This window comes from Arthrobacter sp. R4, assembly GCF_051365025.1.
GTDB lineage: Bacteria > Actinomycetota > Actinomycetes > Actinomycetales > Micrococcaceae > Arthrobacter.
The window spans coordinates 1-15,466 of sequence record NZ_JBLWIJ010000035.1; the positions used below are offsets into that span (position 1 = coordinate 1).

The 15,466-nt window shown below is 63.8% G+C and carries 17 protein-coding genes; 5 read left to right on the top strand and 12 right to left on the bottom strand.

Translation table 11 applies throughout. The features are described 5' to 3' along the window. From ACLKOZ_RS19585 to ACLKOZ_RS19600, 4 genes are all read left to right on the top strand, one after another. Positions 1–538, top strand: a 538-nt coding sequence (locus tag ACLKOZ_RS19585; protein WP_436477567.1) for a DUF3618 domain-containing protein, incomplete at its 5' end; no start/stop codon positions are given. Positions 539–797: 259 nt separating this feature from the next. Then, a complete protein-coding gene (locus ACLKOZ_RS19590) occupies positions 798–1,853 on the top strand; it encodes an iron-containing redox enzyme family protein (RefSeq protein WP_436477569.1) in 1,056 nt (351 codons plus the stop codon). Positions 1,854–1,873: 20 nt separating this feature from the next. After that, positions 1,874–2,104: a CDGSH iron-sulfur domain-containing protein gene (locus ACLKOZ_RS19595; RefSeq protein ID WP_436477704.1), complete on the top strand. Its 231-nt coding sequence runs from the start codon at positions 1,874–1,876 to the stop codon at positions 2,102–2,104. Between the two features lie 143 nt (positions 2,105–2,247). Continuing rightward, a complete protein-coding gene (locus tag ACLKOZ_RS19600) occupies positions 2,248–2,511 on the top strand; it encodes a hypothetical protein (protein ID WP_436477571.1) in 264 nt (87 codons plus the stop codon). Positions 2,512–2,694: 183 nt separating this feature from the next. Here ACLKOZ_RS19600 and ACLKOZ_RS19605 read toward each other — a convergent pair whose 3' ends face one another. The 11 genes from ACLKOZ_RS19605 to ACLKOZ_RS19655 all read right to left on the bottom strand — a co-directional run bounded on the left by ACLKOZ_RS19605 (position 2,695) and on the right by ACLKOZ_RS19655 (position 13,676). Further along, positions 2,695–4,149 (bottom strand): MmgE/PrpD family protein, encoded by a 1,455-nt coding sequence (locus ACLKOZ_RS19605; protein WP_436477573.1) that lies wholly within the window; start codon positions 4,147–4,149, stop codon positions 2,695–2,697. After that, positions 4,146–5,051 (bottom strand): polysaccharide deacetylase family protein, encoded by a 906-nt coding sequence (locus tag ACLKOZ_RS19610; protein ID WP_436477575.1) that lies wholly within the window; start codon positions 5,049–5,051, stop codon positions 4,146–4,148. Before ACLKOZ_RS19610 ends, ACLKOZ_RS19605 begins: the two co-directional genes overlap by 4 nt. Continuing rightward, positions 5,048–5,902 (bottom strand): polysaccharide deacetylase family protein, encoded by an 855-nt coding sequence (locus tag ACLKOZ_RS19615; protein ID WP_436477576.1) that lies wholly within the window; start codon positions 5,900–5,902, stop codon positions 5,048–5,050. The genes ACLKOZ_RS19610 and ACLKOZ_RS19615 overlap by 4 nt, the downstream gene beginning before the upstream one ends. Beyond that, positions 5,899–6,771 carry an ABC transporter substrate-binding protein gene (locus ACLKOZ_RS19620; RefSeq protein WP_337348799.1) on the bottom strand — a complete coding sequence of 291 codons (873 nt, stop codon included), beginning with the start codon at positions 6,769–6,771 and terminating at the stop codon, positions 5,899–5,901. Before ACLKOZ_RS19620 ends, ACLKOZ_RS19615 begins: the two co-directional genes overlap by 4 nt. Before the next feature lie 55 nt (positions 6,772–6,826). Beyond that, a complete protein-coding gene (locus tag ACLKOZ_RS19625; RefSeq protein ID WP_337348798.1) occupies positions 6,827–7,594 on the bottom strand; it encodes an amino acid ABC transporter ATP-binding protein in 768 nt (255 codons plus the stop codon). Then, positions 7,591–8,508: an amino acid ABC transporter permease gene (locus ACLKOZ_RS19630; RefSeq protein ID WP_436477581.1), complete on the bottom strand. Its 918-nt coding sequence runs from the start codon at positions 8,506–8,508 to the stop codon at positions 7,591–7,593. Before ACLKOZ_RS19630 ends, ACLKOZ_RS19625 begins: the two co-directional genes overlap by 4 nt. Positions 8,509–8,574: 66 nt before the next feature. Then, positions 8,575–10,017: an argininosuccinate lyase gene (gene argH, locus ACLKOZ_RS19635; protein ID WP_436477583.1), complete on the bottom strand. Its 1,443-nt coding sequence runs from the start codon at positions 10,015–10,017 to the stop codon at positions 8,575–8,577. A 319-nt stretch (positions 10,018–10,336) separates the two neighbouring features. Next, positions 10,337–11,413 carry a LacI family DNA-binding transcriptional regulator gene (locus ACLKOZ_RS19640; protein ID WP_436477584.1) on the bottom strand — a complete coding sequence of 359 codons (1,077 nt, stop codon included), beginning with the start codon at positions 11,411–11,413 and terminating at the stop codon, positions 10,337–10,339. Between the two features lie 87 nt (positions 11,414–11,500). Next, positions 11,501–12,019, bottom strand: coding sequence for an OsmC family protein (locus tag ACLKOZ_RS19645; RefSeq protein ID WP_436477586.1), 519 nt, complete (start codon positions 12,017–12,019; stop codon positions 11,501–11,503). 160 nt (positions 12,020–12,179) lie between these two features. Beyond that, on the bottom strand, positions 12,180–13,220 hold the full coding sequence (locus tag ACLKOZ_RS19650) for a hypothetical protein (protein WP_436477588.1): 1,041 nt from the start codon (positions 13,218–13,220) through the stop codon (positions 12,180–12,182). Between the two features lie 150 nt (positions 13,221–13,370). After that, positions 13,371–13,676 (bottom strand): hypothetical protein, encoded by a 306-nt coding sequence (locus ACLKOZ_RS19655; RefSeq protein WP_436477590.1) that lies wholly within the window; start codon positions 13,674–13,676, stop codon positions 13,371–13,373. Positions 13,677–13,747: 71 nt separating this feature from the next. On the opposite strand from ACLKOZ_RS19655, the gene ACLKOZ_RS19660 reads away from it, so the two are divergent. Next, positions 13,748–14,596 carry an HAD hydrolase family protein gene (locus ACLKOZ_RS19660; RefSeq protein WP_436477592.1) on the top strand — a complete coding sequence of 283 codons (849 nt, stop codon included), beginning with the start codon at positions 13,748–13,750 and terminating at the stop codon, positions 14,594–14,596. 20 nt (positions 14,597–14,616) lie between these two features. Here ACLKOZ_RS19660 and ACLKOZ_RS19665 read toward each other — a convergent pair whose 3' ends face one another. After that, the gene (locus ACLKOZ_RS19665) at positions 14,617–15,447 is read right to left on the bottom strand and encodes a GOLPH3/VPS74 family protein (protein ID WP_436477593.1); all 831 of its coding nucleotides are present in this window, start codon (positions 15,445–15,447) and stop codon (positions 14,617–14,619) included. Between the last annotated feature and the right edge of the window lie 19 nt (positions 15,448–15,466).

The following is a 15,466-nucleotide window of genomic DNA, read 5'->3' on the forward strand; positions in this document are numbered from 1 at the left end:
CCCGTCCAACATCGTCCACCGCCAAACCGACAAGGTAAAAGATGCCGTGTTCGGAGTGAAGGAGAAAATCATGGGAGCCGCGGACGACGCCACCACCACCCTCCACACCAAAGCCGGGCACACCGGCAACGCCCTGGGCCACGCCGGCGACACCGTCGGCTCCACCCTCGGAGACGCCGGCCAGGCAATCAGCGATGCCCCGGCCCAGGTCAAAACCAAAACCCAGGGCAACCCCCTGGCCGCCGGCCTGATCGCGTTCGGCGCCGGCATGCTGCTCTCCTCCCTGATCCCGGCCAGTGAGAAGGAACGCGAAGCAGCCGACGCCCTCAAAACCGCCGCCGAACCACTCACCACCGAACTCACCGACGCCGCCAAAGACATGGCCCAGGGCCTGAAGGAACCCGCCCAGGAAGCCATGGAAAACGTCAAGGCCACCGCCACCGACGCCGCCGAACACGTCAAAACCGAAGGCCAATACGCCGCCGCCGACGTCAAAGACAAAGCAACAGAGGCCAAGGACCACGTCCAAAACCCCTAACCACCACCCAGCAGACAGGCCGGCAACCCGCCTCCCCCGGCGGCGCCGGCCTGTCTGCTTTCCACATCTCCCCCGTTCGACGAAGGAAACTCCATGAAGAAGCTTCTGCTTGCCCTGCTCCCCACCATCATCAGCCGCATCATGCGCGCCCGCCGGGCCAAGCAGAACCCGGCCGCGAATCCCCGCAGCCGCAACCGGTTCTGATCCTAAAAACGTCCTTAGAGGGCCCGCCCCGGGCCGAAGATTCCATAGGAGTACCATGCACATCCCCGAACAGCGGGGGCCGATCAGCGCCGCCCTGCTCGCGCTCCTCGCCAGCCAGCCCACGGATACCCCCGCCGGCCTGGCCGACCTCCAAGCACTTGTGACCTCACGACTGGCCGAGGCTGAAGACGTTATCGAGGACGACGACATCCAGCTGGCCTTGTTCTGCCTGTACGATCTGCACTACGGCGGGCTGGACGGCGTGGATGACGGTTGGGAATGGCATCCCGGCATAATCGCCGTCCGCCGGCTTCTGGAGAAGCCGTTCGAACAGGGACTGAGGACTGCAGCCAAGGCTGCGGTTCCCGACATTGCGCAGGTTCCCCAGGCGGGTCCGATCAGCGACGGCGTGGCCACGGTCCTGTTTACCCTCGCGGCGTCGGACACGGGACCCAGCATGTCGAAGTATGTGGCAAAGAGGGCCACGTTTTCCCAGCTCAAGGAATTCCTCATTCAGAAATCCATCTACCAGCTCAAGGAAGCGGACCCGCACACGTGGGCCATTCCCCGCCTCGCCGGCCGTGCCAAGGCGGCCCTGGTGGAAATCCAGGCGGACGAATACGGCGGCGGCCGCGCGGACCGGATGCACAGCGCCCTCTTTGCCAGGACCATGCGTGCCCTCGGGCTCGATGACCGCTACGGCGCCTACGTCAACACGGTTCCGGCCCTTGCCCTGGCATCAGTGAACATGATGTCCCTCTTCGGGCTGAACCGCCGGCTCCGCGGTGCCATCGCCGGTCACCTGGCGATCTATGAGATGACGTCCTCCCGGCCCAACCAGCTCTACGGCAACGGTTTCCGCCGGCACAACTTCGATGCCGCAGCGACAGCGTACTTCGATGAGCACGTCGAAGCAGATGCCGTCCACGAGCAGATTGCCGGGCGGGACCTGGCCGGAGGCCTGGTGGAAGCGGAACCGGACCTGCTCCCCGACGTCCTGTTCGGCGCGACGGCGGCCATCGCCGTGGACACGTTGCTCACCCACCACGTTCTGGACGCTTGGGAAAACGGCCGGTCATCGCTGCGCACCAAGCTGCCCGCTGCGGCATGACTACAGAAGACCAGGAGAACATGAACCACGAACCTGCAGAAGGGTCCATCGTCGTCTGCCCGGACGGACCGCTGCTGGTCCGCGGTGACTTCGAGATTCTCACACCAACAGGGGAACGCGTCCCCAGGCAGCGCCGGACGGTGGCGCTCTGCCGCTGCGGAGCCTCAGCGATCAAACCGTACTGCGACGGGACCCACAAGCTGATCAAGTTCCGGACCGAACCTGCCGACGCGGGACGCCCGGAGACGTAAAACCATTCCTCACTAATTGCGATGAATATTGTGCGGATAACATCGCTTTTTCTTCACGCTAGGCAGTTAGATACTGGGATCCACACCACATTTACCCGTCCCGTGTCAGCCCAGTAAGAATCCCGCAAAGCGAAGAAGCAGCGATGAAGAAACGTATCCCGCACCGGCAGTTCCACAGCAAGAGTTCCCGGAAAGGCCGCGAGGCGCGGACCGGCGAACATTGCCCGCTGAACGGATGGTGGGCGCCGGCCGGCCAGGAGGCAGATGCGCAACTCCTCGCCGAGGGGAGCATCATGCCGCCGAGCAGGGGCGAGTTGGTGACGTGGACCTTGGTGGCGAGCCAGTTCGGGTCCCGAAAGCCCCAGTATGTCCTCTCTGCCGCGGGAGCCTCCATTGACAGCTTCTAGCCAAGTGTCAGCACAGGAGGGCTGTGAAGACGGCTGCCACTTCTGCGAAGGGCCGGAAACGGACTGAGCCGAGAGTCACCCGGGCGAGCGGACGACGGCGGGAGGTTGCCGCCGTCGTACCCTTCCGTCTGGTGCCAACCGGCTGACCTGATTGCGCGGGACCCTGGGTTTCCGTTTTCCCTATCACCTCAGGAGTGCCGGTTCGGAATTCACGGCGAGCAGCCGAAGGAGCGGGGCTATGTCGTTGCTGGATTCGAGTTCCATGACGTTCTCCACCACGCTGAGTGCCGCCTCCTCCGGCAGCCTGGTGGTGGCGAGGCCCATGAACTTACTTATGGTTTCGTCGTCGCTGAGCCTGTTAGTGGAGGCACCCTTAGCCCGGACGGCCTGGACAATGATGGTGCCGGACTCCGTCTGCACCTCGATCCGCGGTTCCGCCGAACCTCCCTGCTGCTGGGGGTCCACCACCAAGTGGATCCGTTCCATGAGTTCGAGGATCCGGGGGTCAGTCCTGCCCTGTTCGGCCACTTCAGCCAGGCCGACTCCCCCGTGCAGGAGGGCCGTGGCGAGGGCGAACTGCATGCTCAACTGAGCCGAAACCAAGGAGCTCACGTCGGCCTTGCCGCACATGTCGGCGATGAGCGCGCTGGTGTGGACGGTGATGGTGCGGACCGACTCAGCAGAGATGCCGGGCTGCTCGCGCAGATCCAGGATGACATCGATGGCGGCGTGGGTGCTGCGGCAGGTGGCGTAGGGCTTGATGGATGCCCGTTCAATCTGCCATTCCTCACCGAGTGTTTCGAACAGGCGGGATTGGTCTATGTCCTTGTGCCGTCCGTAGAGGCGCAGGAAGCTGCCCCACGGGGCGGCGAACAGGTCCCGCGGTCCGGTGAACCCGGACCTGGCGAGAAGTGCGCTGTTCAGGCCTGCTTCGGCAGCGCGGCCCACGTGCATGCGCTTGGACATTGCACCGTCACCGATGAATGACCAGGTGCCGCCAGTGAAGGACCCGGCCAGCCCAATGGCAGAAACCATCTGTTCGGTGTCCAGGCCAAGGATCACGCCGGACGCCACTGCGGCTCCGAATGTTCCGCACACGCCGGTGGAATGCCAGCCCGCATTGTTGACGGAGTCGTAGCCGCCCAGCGCGTCCTGGACGCGGCGGGCCACTTCATATCCACCGATGACGGCGTGGAGGAGACTGGCGCCGCCAACGTGCGGTCCGCCGTCGGCTGTTCCGCCGTCGGTTGCTCCCCCGCGGGAACCGGCCATGGGCAGCGACGCTGCCGCAAGCGCCGCGGGCAGCACAACAGCACCGGAATGGTCGCACCCGCCGGAGTCGTCCAGTTCGAAGGCGTGGCAGGCGATGCCGTTGACGAACGCCGCCCCGAGCGCGGGCAGTTCGGCGGGTGTCCCCCAAAGCGGTGCCCCTGAGCCGGGGGCGGGAGTCCCATAGACAGCTCCGAGCGCTGTTCGGCTGATGTCCACTTCCTGTGAGGAGGCCCCTGCAATTCCGGCACCAAGAGTGTCAAGGATGTGGATCTTGGCCCTGTGCCGGACATCGGCGGGGATGTCCTCTGGCCGCAGCGCCGTGAGGAAACCGGCGATCCGCTCTGAAGCTGTGGGGTCGTTGGTCATGTTGGCCTGCCTTCGCGGGTAAGTGCGTGGAATATCTCGGCGGGGTGGTCTGCAGGATTGGGTTTGGCGCTCTGCCGCCACCACTGGGCCACATCGCCGCCGGTGGCGTGCCATATGTCGTCGTGGGCGGCTACATGGTCCATGAACTCGCGCAGCATTCCGATCCGCCCGGGTGTGGCGATGATTTCCGGGTGGAGGGTCAGGACGAAGCACAACCCTTCTGCACGGTAGGCGTCGAATTCCAGGATCCAGTTCCGCAGCACTTCCCGGCTGGAGGCAATCCGTGGACTTCCCGCGGGGATGGGTGGGTCCAGGTTGAAGACGAAGTAGTGGTAGTCGTCCAGTTCGTGGTGGCGGGGCACTTCCACCAATGCGGCCGCGGATCCTGCGTGGAAGTGGGGCAGGTCGTCGCCGTGCCAGGACGAGGACCACGTGAATCGCTGGGTAACCAGTTCGTCAGTCAGCCCGGGCGCGTAGGACCCGCGTCCTGCGCGGAACCCCACCGGACGCAGCCCGAGGCGGGACTGGAAGGCGTCCTGGGCGCGACCGATACTGTCCACCTGTTCGGCGAGTGATTGGCTGCCCATGTCTTCGAGCTGCCAGCCCATGTTGCCGAACTCGTGCCCTGCCCCGGCGACTGCTTCCATCTGCCGGGGGTAGCTCGCGAGGTTGGCGCCGGGAACGAACCAGCTCGCTTTGGTGCCTGTGCGGTCCAGTTCAGCCAGCAGGCGGTCCACTCCCCGCGTTCCCCCATACTGTCCCACCGACAGGCTCTTGGCGCGGTCGACAGCGTCAGGCGCCGCAGCGAGTACGGACAGTTCCGCCTCAAACCCGACCGTGACTACGAAGGCGCACTTTTTACCCTCGGGCCACCGTCCCTGGGTTTCCTGAGTGATAGTCACGTCTGGGGCTCCTTGGTCTGCTGCCACCACGTGGCGATGTCGGCGCATGTGCTGAACCAGACGTCGTCGGCATCTTTCGCGTGCTGGATCCAGCGGTCCAGCAGTACTGCCCGGCCGGGTTTGCCCACCACTTTGGGGTGGAAGATGGTGGACAGGCACAGGCCTTCGGCGTGATAGCCGTCGAACTCCCTGGTCCAGTTGTCCAGCGTGAGGTCGTAGCTGGCTATCCGATCACCGCCCGAGGGCCAGTCCGGGTTGGTGGTGTAAGCAAGCGAGGCGTAGTCGTCCATGTCGGACCGGGCAGGAATCTCAACGAGCTTCCCGCCGGTGTGGAAGTACGGGCGGTCGTCTCCGCGCATGGAACTGGAGTAGAGGAAACCCATCTCCTCGAGCAAGGCCGGGGTCTCGGGGCGCCAGTCCCCCGATGGTGTCCGGAAGCCGACCGCCGTGGTGCCCAGGATATCCTGGAAGATGCGTTGGCTGGTTTCGATGACGTGCCGCTGCTCCACCAGGCTGAGGTCCCAATACTTTTCGTGCTTGTAGCCGTGGTGGGCCATTTCGTGGCCCTGCTCAACGATGCGCCGGCACTGCTCCGGCCACGTCTCCACCACCCAGGCAGGAGTGAAGAAAGTCGCTGCTATTTCGTGCGTTTTCAATAGCCCGAGGATCCTGTCCACGGCCCGCCACGGCCCGTAGGCGCCCTGGCTGAAGTACTCCGGCCGGTCCCAGATAGTGCCTTTGAGCATGGCATCGCCGGTGGGACCGTCAAGGTCGAAGGCCAGGGCGACGGCGCTGCGTTTGCCTTCCGGCCACACCGCCGCCCCAGCCTTCACTGCTGCGTCTCGGTTCACTTGACGCCGTTGACCTCGGGGGTCATGGCACCGTAGCCCAGGCCCCACTTGTCGAGGATCTTCTGGTACTCGCCATTGTCAACGATCTCGGTGAACGCGTCTTTCACGGCGTTGGCCAGTTGGGTGTCGCCCTTCTTCATGAGGACGCCGAACGGCTTGGCCGGCAGCGGGTCCAGGACGGAAGCGTATTTTCCGGGTTCAGTCTTGGCAAAGTAGGCCAGGTTTTCGCCGCCCTGCGCTGCAAGGTCCACTCGGCCCTGCTCGATCTGGAGGCGGGCTGCAGCTCCGGAGTCCGTGGGGAGGATACTCAGCTCAGGAAGGCCCTTGTCCGTGCAGACGGTCTTGCTGAGGGTCTTGACCTGCTCAAAGTAATCGGTCTTGCCACTGACTGCCAGCTTCTTGCCGCAAATATCCGTTTGCTGAGTGAACTCTCCCGCACGGGCGCCGGAGGTGTAGAGGCGGCCCTGGGATTTGAAGTAGTCCACGAAGTCGGCGGTCTTCTGCCGTTCCAGGGTGTCGGAGATGCCGGACATCACCAGGTCAACGCGGCCTGTCTGGACGGAGTTGATCAGTTGGTCGAAAGGCGACTCGACCACTTCGATCTCGACACCGAGGACCTCGCCAAGCTTCTGCTGCAGTTCGATGTCGACGCCGGAGAGTTTCTTGTCGCTGTCCCGGAACTCCATGGGCGGGAAGTCGGGAGACAGGCCGATCCGGATCTTTCCGGCGTCTTTGATTGCCTGGGGCAGGCCGGTCGTGCCTGCGGCTGCCTCGGTAGCAGTCTCTGCGCCGCCCACGCATGCTGTGAGGCCAAAGGCCGTGACGGCGGTCAGAGCCGCGATGCGTGCGGCATTGGTGAAGTGCTTCATGATGGCTCCAGTTCGTTGGGGATGGTGAGTCAAGAAAATCTTGGGGATGGTGAACCTAGAAAACGCGGGAAAGGAAGGCTTTGGTCCGCTCGTGCTGGGGATTTCCAAGGACGTCGGCGGGCGGACCGAGCTCTACGATTTCGCCACCGTGCATAAAGGCGACACGGTCCGCCACTTCTTTGGCGAATCCGATCTCGTGGGTGACCACGATCATGGTGAGGCCAGATTTAGCGAGGTCCTTCATCACGTCCAGCACCTCACCCACCAGTTCGGGGTCCAGCGCCGACGTCGGCTCGTCAAAGAGGATCAGTTCCGGCTTCATGGCCAACGCCCTCGCGATGGCAACGCGCTGCTGCTGTCCGCCTGACAACTGACGGGGGTAGGACGACTCGCGCCCTTCCAAGCCCACCCGGGCAAGGAGTTCCGAAGCATGCCGCTTGGCCTCTGCGGGCTTGACCTTGTTGACGAGCACCGGCCCTTCGATGATGTTCTCCAGCACGGTCATGTGGGGGAAGAGGTTGAACCGCTGGAAAACCATGCCGATGGACCGCCGCTGCCTGGCCGCCTCTTTGTCTGAAAGTTCATAGAGCCGGTTACCGTCCTGGCGGTACCCCACCACTTTCTCGCCCACCCAGATGCGCCCGTTGGAGAGCGTCTCAAGGTGGTTGATGCAGCGGAGGAATGTGCTCTTTCCGGAACCGGAGGCTCCCAGGAGGCAGACCACTTCTCCGGCGTTGACGTCAAGGTTGATGCCCTTCAGCACTTCATTCAGGCCGAAGCTCTTGTGGACGTTTTCGGCGCGGACCAGAACGTTCGTGGTCATGAGAGTGCCTTCCTGTTGGTGCCGAAGATGCTTTTCAGATGCTGGAAGGGAGTCAACGGCAATTGCCGGCTGGAGGAACCCTTGGCGAAGAATCGTTCAAGGTAGTACTGGCCGATGCTGAGGATGGATACCGCGCCCAAGTACCAGACGGCACAGACGATGAGCAGTTCCATGATCCGGTTGTTGACGTAGTAGATGTGCTGGGCCTCGGAGAGGATTTCGCTCACGCCGATGGCGGAGGCCAGCGAGGTGGTCTTCAGCATGCCGATCACTTCGTTGCCCACGGGCGGGATGATGACCCGCATCGCCTGGGGCAGCACGATGCGGCGCATAGCCTGCAGGCGTGTCATGCCCACGGCCTGGGCTGCTTCCGTCTGGCCCTCGTCAACGGAGAGGATGCCGCCGCGGACCACTTCGGAGGTGTAGGCGCCCTGGTTCAAACCGAGGCCGATGGACGCTGCGACAAAGGGTGTGAGCACATCAATCATGCGGCCCGAGTAAAGTCCCGGGATGCCGATCACCGGGAAGATCAGCGCAAGGTTGAACCACATGAGGAGCTGCAGGTAGACCGGGGTGCCGCGGAAGACCCAGATATACAGCCAGGCCACACCGGAGACCACAGGATTCTTGGACAGGCGCATCACGGCGGTGACCACGCCCAGGATCAGGCCAAGGGCCATCGCCACTGCGGTGAGGAGAAGGGCCACCCCGATGCCTTGGATCAGCACGGGGACTGTCAGGTATTCCTGGACCGTGGGCCAGTCGATCTTGGCGCGGGAGAAGGAGACTCCCACCCATACGAGGAGGAGCACCACCGCTGCGGCGCCAACCCACCGCCCCACGTGCCGCCGGGGGACAATTTTCAAGTCGACCGAAGCAGCGTCGGTGACGCTGGGCTCAGTTTGAGTGTTCATGGCTTTTTCCTGATCGTGGAGGGTATCTGCTGCGCCGCGTGCATCTGCGCTGATAGGGCCCATGGTTCAGCCCTCGTGGTCCGGCCTGACCCGCAGGCCGTTGTAGTCGGCAGCCCAGGTCTTCATCTGGTCCAGCCTTGCCCGCAGCCGCGTCAGTTGTTCGGCCACTCGCTTGGGTGACGTTCCACCAAACCCTGAATGGGCATCGAGTGCCGCTTCGAGAGTCAGGACGTTCCTGATATCGGGGGTCAGGCGGCGATCGACCGAGGCCAGTTGCTCATCGCTGAGGTCGTCGTAGTCCAGTCCCCGGCTTTCGCAGAAGCGCACAAGGGAGCCGGAAACTTCGTGTGCCTCGCTGAAGGGGATCCCCTGTCTGGCGAGCCAGTCGGCAACTTCGGTGGCGAGCGTGTAGCCGGCTGTCGCCTGCCGGCGGACTTCCTGGACATTGACGGTGAAGGTCCGGACCAGGCCCGACAGTGCCGGAAGCGCAACTTCCAGGGTGTCAACGGCGTCGATGACGGCGTTCTTGTCCTCCGCGAGGTCCCGGTTGTAGGCCAACGGCAGGGATTTGACGGTTGCCATAAGTCCCATGAGGTCCCCAAGGACGCGCCCTGCCTTGCCGCGGGCCAACTCGGCGATGTCCGGGTTCTTCTTTTGCGGCATGATGGAGCTGCCCGTGCAGTAGGCGTCATCCATGGTGATCCAGCGGAACTGCTGGGAGGCCCAAGAGATGATCTCCTCGCACAAACGCGAAATGTCGATCAGCGTCAGGGAACAGACGAAGAGGAATTCAATGGCGGCGTCGCGGCTTCCTACGGCGTCGATCGAGTTTTCTGCACTGGTTTCGTAGCCTTGCTCCCTTGCCGCGATTTCGGGGTTAAGGGCAAAGGTTGAACCAGCCAGGGCCGCGGCTCCAAGGGGCGAAACAGCTGCCCTGCGGTCCCAGTCCTGGAAGCGCTCAAGGTCCCGGATCAGGGGCTGTGCGTGAGCCAGGATCTGGTGGCCAAAGACCACCGGCTGTGCGGACTGAAGATGCGTAAAGCCGGGGACGGGCGTGTTCAGGTGCTGGTCGGCCTGCCCGGCCAGGGACTCCGCCAGTTCGATCAGCAGTTCACTGACCCGCCGAGCTTTGTCCCGCATGTAGAGCCTGAGGTCGTTGGCAGCCTGGTCGTTGCGTGAGCGTCCGGCGCGGATCTTGCCGCCCACCGGTCCCATGCGCTCGATGAGGAGGCGTTCAAGGAAGGTGTGGACGTCTTCGTCCGCTTCCTGGGGGCGAACGCGGTCACGCTCGATGTCCCTTGCCAGGTCATCAATCGTGTCCAGGAACTTCCCCAGCTCAGCATCACCGATGAGGCCGGAGCGGTTGAGCTCCCGGACATGGGCCCGTGAACCGTGCAGATCGTACGGTGCCATGCGGAAGTACCGGGGATCAGCCCGCGAAAAGCGGGCGAGTTCCGGGCTGGACGTGCCCTCGAAACGACCGCCCCACAACTTTGTCTGTTCATTCATTCGTACAGCTCCTGCCTGGAAAAAGTCTGCGCCGATGAGTGATCCGTATCACTTCATGCAACGAAAGTATTTCTGAAGTAAACAGTAATTGTCAATGGTTTCAATGTTGTTTCGCTCAGATTACGTATAGCGCAGTCCAAGGTGGGACACCGGTCTCCCGTAATTCGTCTATGCTATGAGACACCGGTATCTCCAGCAATTGTTTTTCTTTAAGGCCGGATCGCCTTGCGCCGCCGGCGCCCGCCCGATGCCAGGGACTCAACGCAAGAAAGGGCCCGAAACCAAAGGTCTCGGGCCCTGAAGAGGCACGCTGGACGGGCTACGTGATGGGCGTGACCGCCACTCCTGCGAGGTCGGCAACGGAAGCGCGCTGAGTGAACGTTGCCGGGAGCAGGTGGTCCTTGAACTCCGGGCCCGAACCGTCGATACGGCCCAGCAGTACCTCCGCGGCCTTCATTCCCATCTCATAGGCAGGATTGGAAATGGCGTGGACTTCCGGGCAACTGACCGTCATCCAGTCCGCATCGTCAAGGCATACGAGCGAAATGTCCTCCGGAACGGTCAACCCCGCCGCGCGAATTGCCTGGAAGGCCGGGAGTGCCAGCTTGCTGTAGGAAGCGATGATGGCACTGGGCCTGTCCCGGCGGTTGAGCAAGGAGGCAACAATCACGTGGGTTTTTTGCGGTGACATGGCATCGGAAATGAACTCATAGCGCACGCCCGCGGCCCTGGCAGACTCCCGCACTGCGCGGACCCTGTCCGCAATGGTTGAGATAGGGAGGGGATGTCCCGCTTCCAGCTCCTCTGGAGTCTTCGTGGTGGCAGAAAGGAAGGCAATGTTCCGGTGCCCCTTGCTGATCAGGTATTCCATGACGGTCTTGGCGTCCCCGTAGCAGTCAGTCCCCACCCAATCGGAGTCCACGTTGTCGGGACGCCGGTCGAAGAGCACCAAAGGCCGCCCCATGCCCACAACATCCAGCAGGTGCCCGGAATCGCTCCGGCTGGTCGACGCCACGATCAGGCCGTCCACGCGCTTGTCCAGGAACACCTGGACTGCCGCGCGTTCTGCGTCGATATTCTCATCCGTGTTGGCGAGGATGACATCGAAGCCTGCCGCCTTCGCAGCATCGGTCATGCCCCTCACGGCCCGGGCAAAATGTGGATTTTCGATATCGCTCACCACAACCCCAATGGTGTGCGAACGGCCGGAACTGACACTCCTGGCCAGCGCATTGCTCCGGTAACCAAGGGCTTCGGCCGCCGCGGACACCATCGCTTGGAGTTCCGGGCTCACTGCCCCATATCCCCCCAAGGCACGTGCCGCAGTGGAACGCGAGACCCCTGCCACCCGGGCCACGTCCATCAGGGTAGCGGTGCCATTACGTTTCAATTCCATTGCTAAAATTTACAACAAAAATCGTGGTCTAGGCGGCCAATTCCAGATGCATTGATACCGGTTTCCCAAAAGAATGCCATCGCCCGGTCATGGTCTGGCTACGTGGACGTCGAGCTCTACCGGGACGGGCCGCCGGACTGCATCATCTACGGGGCAATGGTCCAGCCCCCACGCGATGACTTCCCGCACCGTTCCTTCGTCTTGGGGCGATACCGCTCGGATGGCGACCTTCATGCTGACCGGGCCGGCCGGCACGTCCTCCGCGATGCCTAGAATGCCCCGGTCATCGGATTCGCCGTCCACCTCCACCTCCAAGGAAGACAAGACCACCCCTTGCTCGGCAGCGCGCATCGCGATCAGTGTGGCTGCGCAGGAAGCGTACGCGGCACGGAAGAGCCAGCCGGGTGAGGGCGCTGATGCAGTTCCGCCGACCCCGGCCACCATGTCTGTGACAAGGGATGCACCATCGGCGCCGGTGACGCGAACCCGAAGGCCGTCCTCCACGACGGCGGAGGCTACAGAGTCGCGATAACGCGCCTCGTCAGGGTGTGCAGCCAGGTACGCCTTGGCTGACGAGATCGCTTCGGCTATTCGTGAGTTGCTCATCCGTGTCTCCTTCGCCGCGGCTTCCGGTGTGGCGCTGGCTCTGCGCGTAGCCGGCCGCATGGCGGGCGGCGCAGGATGCTCTCATGCTGAACCTTTCAGAGCACTCACGCAAGGGAACGACGGCGGGAGGTTCCCGCCGTCGTTCGCTTCGGTTGGGTGCCTACTGGCGGAAGGGGACCTTCTCCCAGTTCAGGACGCTGCCGTCCTCGCCGCTGTTGCCGCCCACCGTGAACCTGACGTAGTTGGTGGCGTTGGCCGATCCGTCCACGGTGATGCGCTGGAGGTCATCCGCGGCGGGCTGGCCGTAGATGTCGAGCCACGGCGAGCCATCCGCCAGCGGCTGGTTCTCGGCGAAGACGTGGCTGTCGCCGTTGATGAGGTAGACCGGGCGGTCGAAGCGATTGGTTTCGTCGATGACAGCCGCCACAATTTCGCGGAACCCGGACACCGTTTCGGGGTTGGCAGAGGCCGCGGCGAGCTGGGCGGGATCGAACATGTCGGCCTGGGTCATGAGGACAACGGCTCGGTCGTTGCGGCGATCGGCGTCGGCGAAGGTGCTGTGTATCTGGTCCAGGACGGCATCCGTCCGGTGCTCAACTTCGGCCAGCTGCTCCGGAGTCGGCGCGGTTTCGCCCAGGCCGCTCCACGGCAGCAGCGAGTTGTTGCTGCCCTGGATGTTCAGCACGGAGAAGGCCACTCGGTTCTGGACGAAGCGGACGTTTTCCGGCAGACCCAGGTTCTCCTGGGTCTGGACCGGCATCGTTGCGCCGAGGGTCTTGCCGGGCTCGTCGAAGAAGACCTCACGAAGCTTGCTCAGCCGTTCCAGCGGGTTGTAGGCGCCGTTGTTGGTGCGGTGACAGTCCACCCACTCGTTGTCGCCCGGGGTGAAGACCAACGGGTGCTCAAAGGTATCGAACTGGGAGCGGATGCTGGCGAAGTACTCGTCGGAGCATACCGAGGAGCCGTTCTTGATATCGCCCACGTGGGTGACGAACTTCAGCCCGCTGTCGGCGTTGATGTCCTGGATGCGGGACGGGAACTTGGCGATTTCGGCGTCGCCGTAAGGGATATCGCCGATGACGCCAAAGGTGAACGCTTCGTTGTCGGAGGTGTGGTTGGACGCGTTGGCGGGCAGCGGCGCAAGGAGGCCGAGCGCCAGGGCGGCTGCCGCCGTCGTCGTTTTCAGGGTCTTTGAAGGCATGGAGGTCTTCCCATCTCTGTTGCGGGGCGGTGGTCTGTGAAAAGACTTCCTGCAACCGGCGAACGGGCATGGCCTCAACGGTTTCCGGACGGTGAACAGGCGGCATCGATTGCGGACGGAAGCAGACGCCGGCGCTCCCGTTCGATCAAGTTAGCGGCTTTTTGGGCTAGCTCTTCTGCCGATTCTGTACCCGGCCCAGAACGCCAGGATGAGCAGGCCGGTGGCTGCTACCGCGAGGCCGATCTGTGTCCCTTGGCTAACGATGGCCACACCGCTCCCCACGAAGAGCTGGTCACTCAGCGGCGCGTAAGCGAACCAGCCGAAGCTGACACTCGCGTTGCTCCAGGCGACGAGGCAACCCACCACCAACGCGACGAGGCCCGCCACGGGCAGGACGGCCGCCGAGACCCGGGCTGACTTTTCCTTGCGTTCCCCTGATGTGCTGTGTTCCCCCATGGAGGCGAGTCTAACCCGGCCGAGGGCGACTGTTACGAGGGGAATGTTGCCGGTGTGTATGATCCGGAATCATGAGCGTAACGCCGAGCACCACTGGAACTGTCCGGGCTGTCTTCCTTGATGTTGACGGCACTTATGCGGACTATGGCGTGGTTCCCGAGGGGCACGTGCGTGCAGTCCGGGCGGCACGGAAGGCCGGTCATCGGGTCTTTTTATGCACAGGGCGTCCAGTGTCAATGTTGCCCAAGAGCATTCTCGCCGCCGGTTTCGACGGCGTGGTAGCCAGCGCCGGTGCCTACGCCGAGGTAGGCGGGACTGTACTCCTGGACAGGCTGTTTCCGGCTGATCTTGCGGCCCGCACCGTCCGTGCGCTCGACGCGCACGACGCCGTGTATGTCCTGGAAGCGCAGGAGGCGCTGCACGCACCACCGGCGGCAATGCAACGCTTGCAGGTGATCCTGGACGCCCACTTCGAGCAGTCACCCGAGGGCCCCGTGGGTTCGTCCGACATCCTGCGGGCCGTGCGGCCCACCTCGGACCTGGCCGCCGTACCTTTCGCCAAGGTCTCCGTGTTTGACTCCCCCGTTGCCATGGAGCACCTGGTTGGTGAAATCGGCGGGGCCATCGCGGTAGTCGCCAATTCGGTGGCCGACGACGGCCGGCACGCGGGGGAACTGTACCAGCGCGGGATCAGCAAGGCCGACGGCGTCGCAGCCGTTATCGCCCATCTGGGCATTGCCCGGGAAGACACGGTAGCGATCGGCGACGGCGCCAACGACCTGGAGATGATCGCCTACGCAGGGGTCGGCGTCGCCATCGAAGGATCACTCCCGGAGCTTGTGGCACTCGCCGATCGCACCGCCGCGCCTCCCCGGGAGGAAGGGCTCGTTGCCGCTTTCGCCGAGCTCGGCCTCATCTGATCAGGCCCGGCGCAGCGGCATCACAAGTTGGCGGCTTCCTGTTCCGCAATGCGGATCATCCGGAGCTCGTCCTCCACCGCGCGGGTCGGCCAGTAGTCCCACGACAGCTCATTCGCCCGCGTCAGGTCCGCTTCCGGAAAGAGCTTGACGAGCAGCCCGGAAGCCTGAAGCAGGGCGATCAGTGCCGTGGTCCTGGCATCGGGCGCTTCGGAGCCAGGTTTGGCACCAGGGGTACCGTCCCCGGGCTTCGTGGACTCGGTCGCCGCAGCCTCAGCCGTGCCGGCGTCGGCCATTCTTGCGTCAGCGGGCCCGGCGTCGGATGTTCCGGCGTCGGCCGTGCCCGCAGCGGCCGTGCCGGCGTCGGTGGAAGTGTCCGGCACCTCAAGATTCGACGGCGGGCCGTTGAGTGCGGCGCGGATCCTTTCCAGAAGCGCCGCCTCCGGGGCATGGTCCTTCTCCGGGTAGCGCACGGCCCGGAACAGGCCCAGATGCCGTTCGCCCACGTGTTCCACGATGCCCCGTGAAGCCATCCCTTCATAGATACGCTGGACTTCGGCGCGGCCCTCGAGCATGGAGACCCACCTCTTGGGGGTGTGGGGCCGGGATTTGCCACGGATGAGTTCCAGTTCGTGCTGGAGATCCGTTTTCGGGGAGGTGCCCGTAGCTTTGACGTGCTTGCCCTGCAGTTCGATCGCGTCGATCAGGTCCAGTTCGGCCAATATTGCCCCGGCCAACGTGGTCCTGAGTGCGAACACCGGAATGTCTGGTTTGCCGGTGGTGTCGTTCGTTGCCAGAAGGAGGAAGGCCTGGGGGAGGTTCAGCTCCGACGCCTTCGATGTTTCAGCGTTCATAGCATCATGGTGGCCCTGT

Bases quoted from the DNA above. Each gene is read 5' to 3' on its own strand.
- ACLKOZ_RS19590 (WP_436477569.1), top strand. From the start codon at position 798: ATGCACATCCCCGAACAGCGGGGGCCGATCAGCGCCGCCCTGCTCGCG.
- ACLKOZ_RS19595 (WP_436477704.1), top strand. From the start codon at position 1,874: ATGAACCACGAACCTGCAGAAGGGTCCATCGTCGTCTGCCCGGACGGA.
- ACLKOZ_RS19600 (WP_436477571.1), top strand. From the start codon at position 2,248: ATGAAGAAACGTATCCCGCACCGGCAGTTCCACAGCAAGAGTTCCCGG.
- ACLKOZ_RS19605 (WP_436477573.1), bottom strand. From the start codon at position 4,149: ATGACCAACGACCCCACAGCTTCAGAGCGGATCGCCGGTTTCCTCACG.
- ACLKOZ_RS19620 (WP_337348799.1), bottom strand. From the start codon at position 6,771: ATGAAGCACTTCACCAATGCCGCACGCATCGCGGCTCTGACCGCCGTC.
- ACLKOZ_RS19625 (WP_337348798.1), bottom strand. From the start codon at position 7,594: ATGACCACGAACGTTCTGGTCCGCGCCGAAAACGTCCACAAGAGCTTC.
- ACLKOZ_RS19630 (WP_436477581.1), bottom strand. From the start codon at position 8,508: ATGAACACTCAAACTGAGCCCAGCGTCACCGACGCTGCTTCGGTCGAC.
- argH (WP_436477583.1), bottom strand. From the start codon at position 10,017: ATGAATGAACAGACAAAGTTGTGGGGCGGTCGTTTCGAGGGCACGTCC.
- ACLKOZ_RS19640 (WP_436477584.1), bottom strand. From the start codon at position 11,413: ATGGAATTGAAACGTAATGGCACCGCTACCCTGATGGACGTGGCCCGG.
- ACLKOZ_RS19645 (WP_436477586.1), bottom strand. From the start codon at position 12,019: ATGAGCAACTCACGAATAGCCGAAGCGATCTCGTCAGCCAAGGCGTAC.
- ACLKOZ_RS19650 (WP_436477588.1), bottom strand. From the start codon at position 13,220: ATGCCTTCAAAGACCCTGAAAACGACGACGGCGGCAGCCGCCCTGGCG.
- ACLKOZ_RS19655 (WP_436477590.1), bottom strand. From the start codon at position 13,676: ATGGGGGAACACAGCACATCAGGGGAACGCAAGGAAAAGTCAGCCCGG.
- ACLKOZ_RS19660 (WP_436477592.1), top strand. From the start codon at position 13,748: ATGAGCGTAACGCCGAGCACCACTGGAACTGTCCGGGCTGTCTTCCTT.
- ACLKOZ_RS19665 (WP_436477593.1), bottom strand. From the start codon at position 15,447: ATGAACGCTGAAACATCGAAGGCGTCGGAGCTGAACCTCCCCCAGGCC.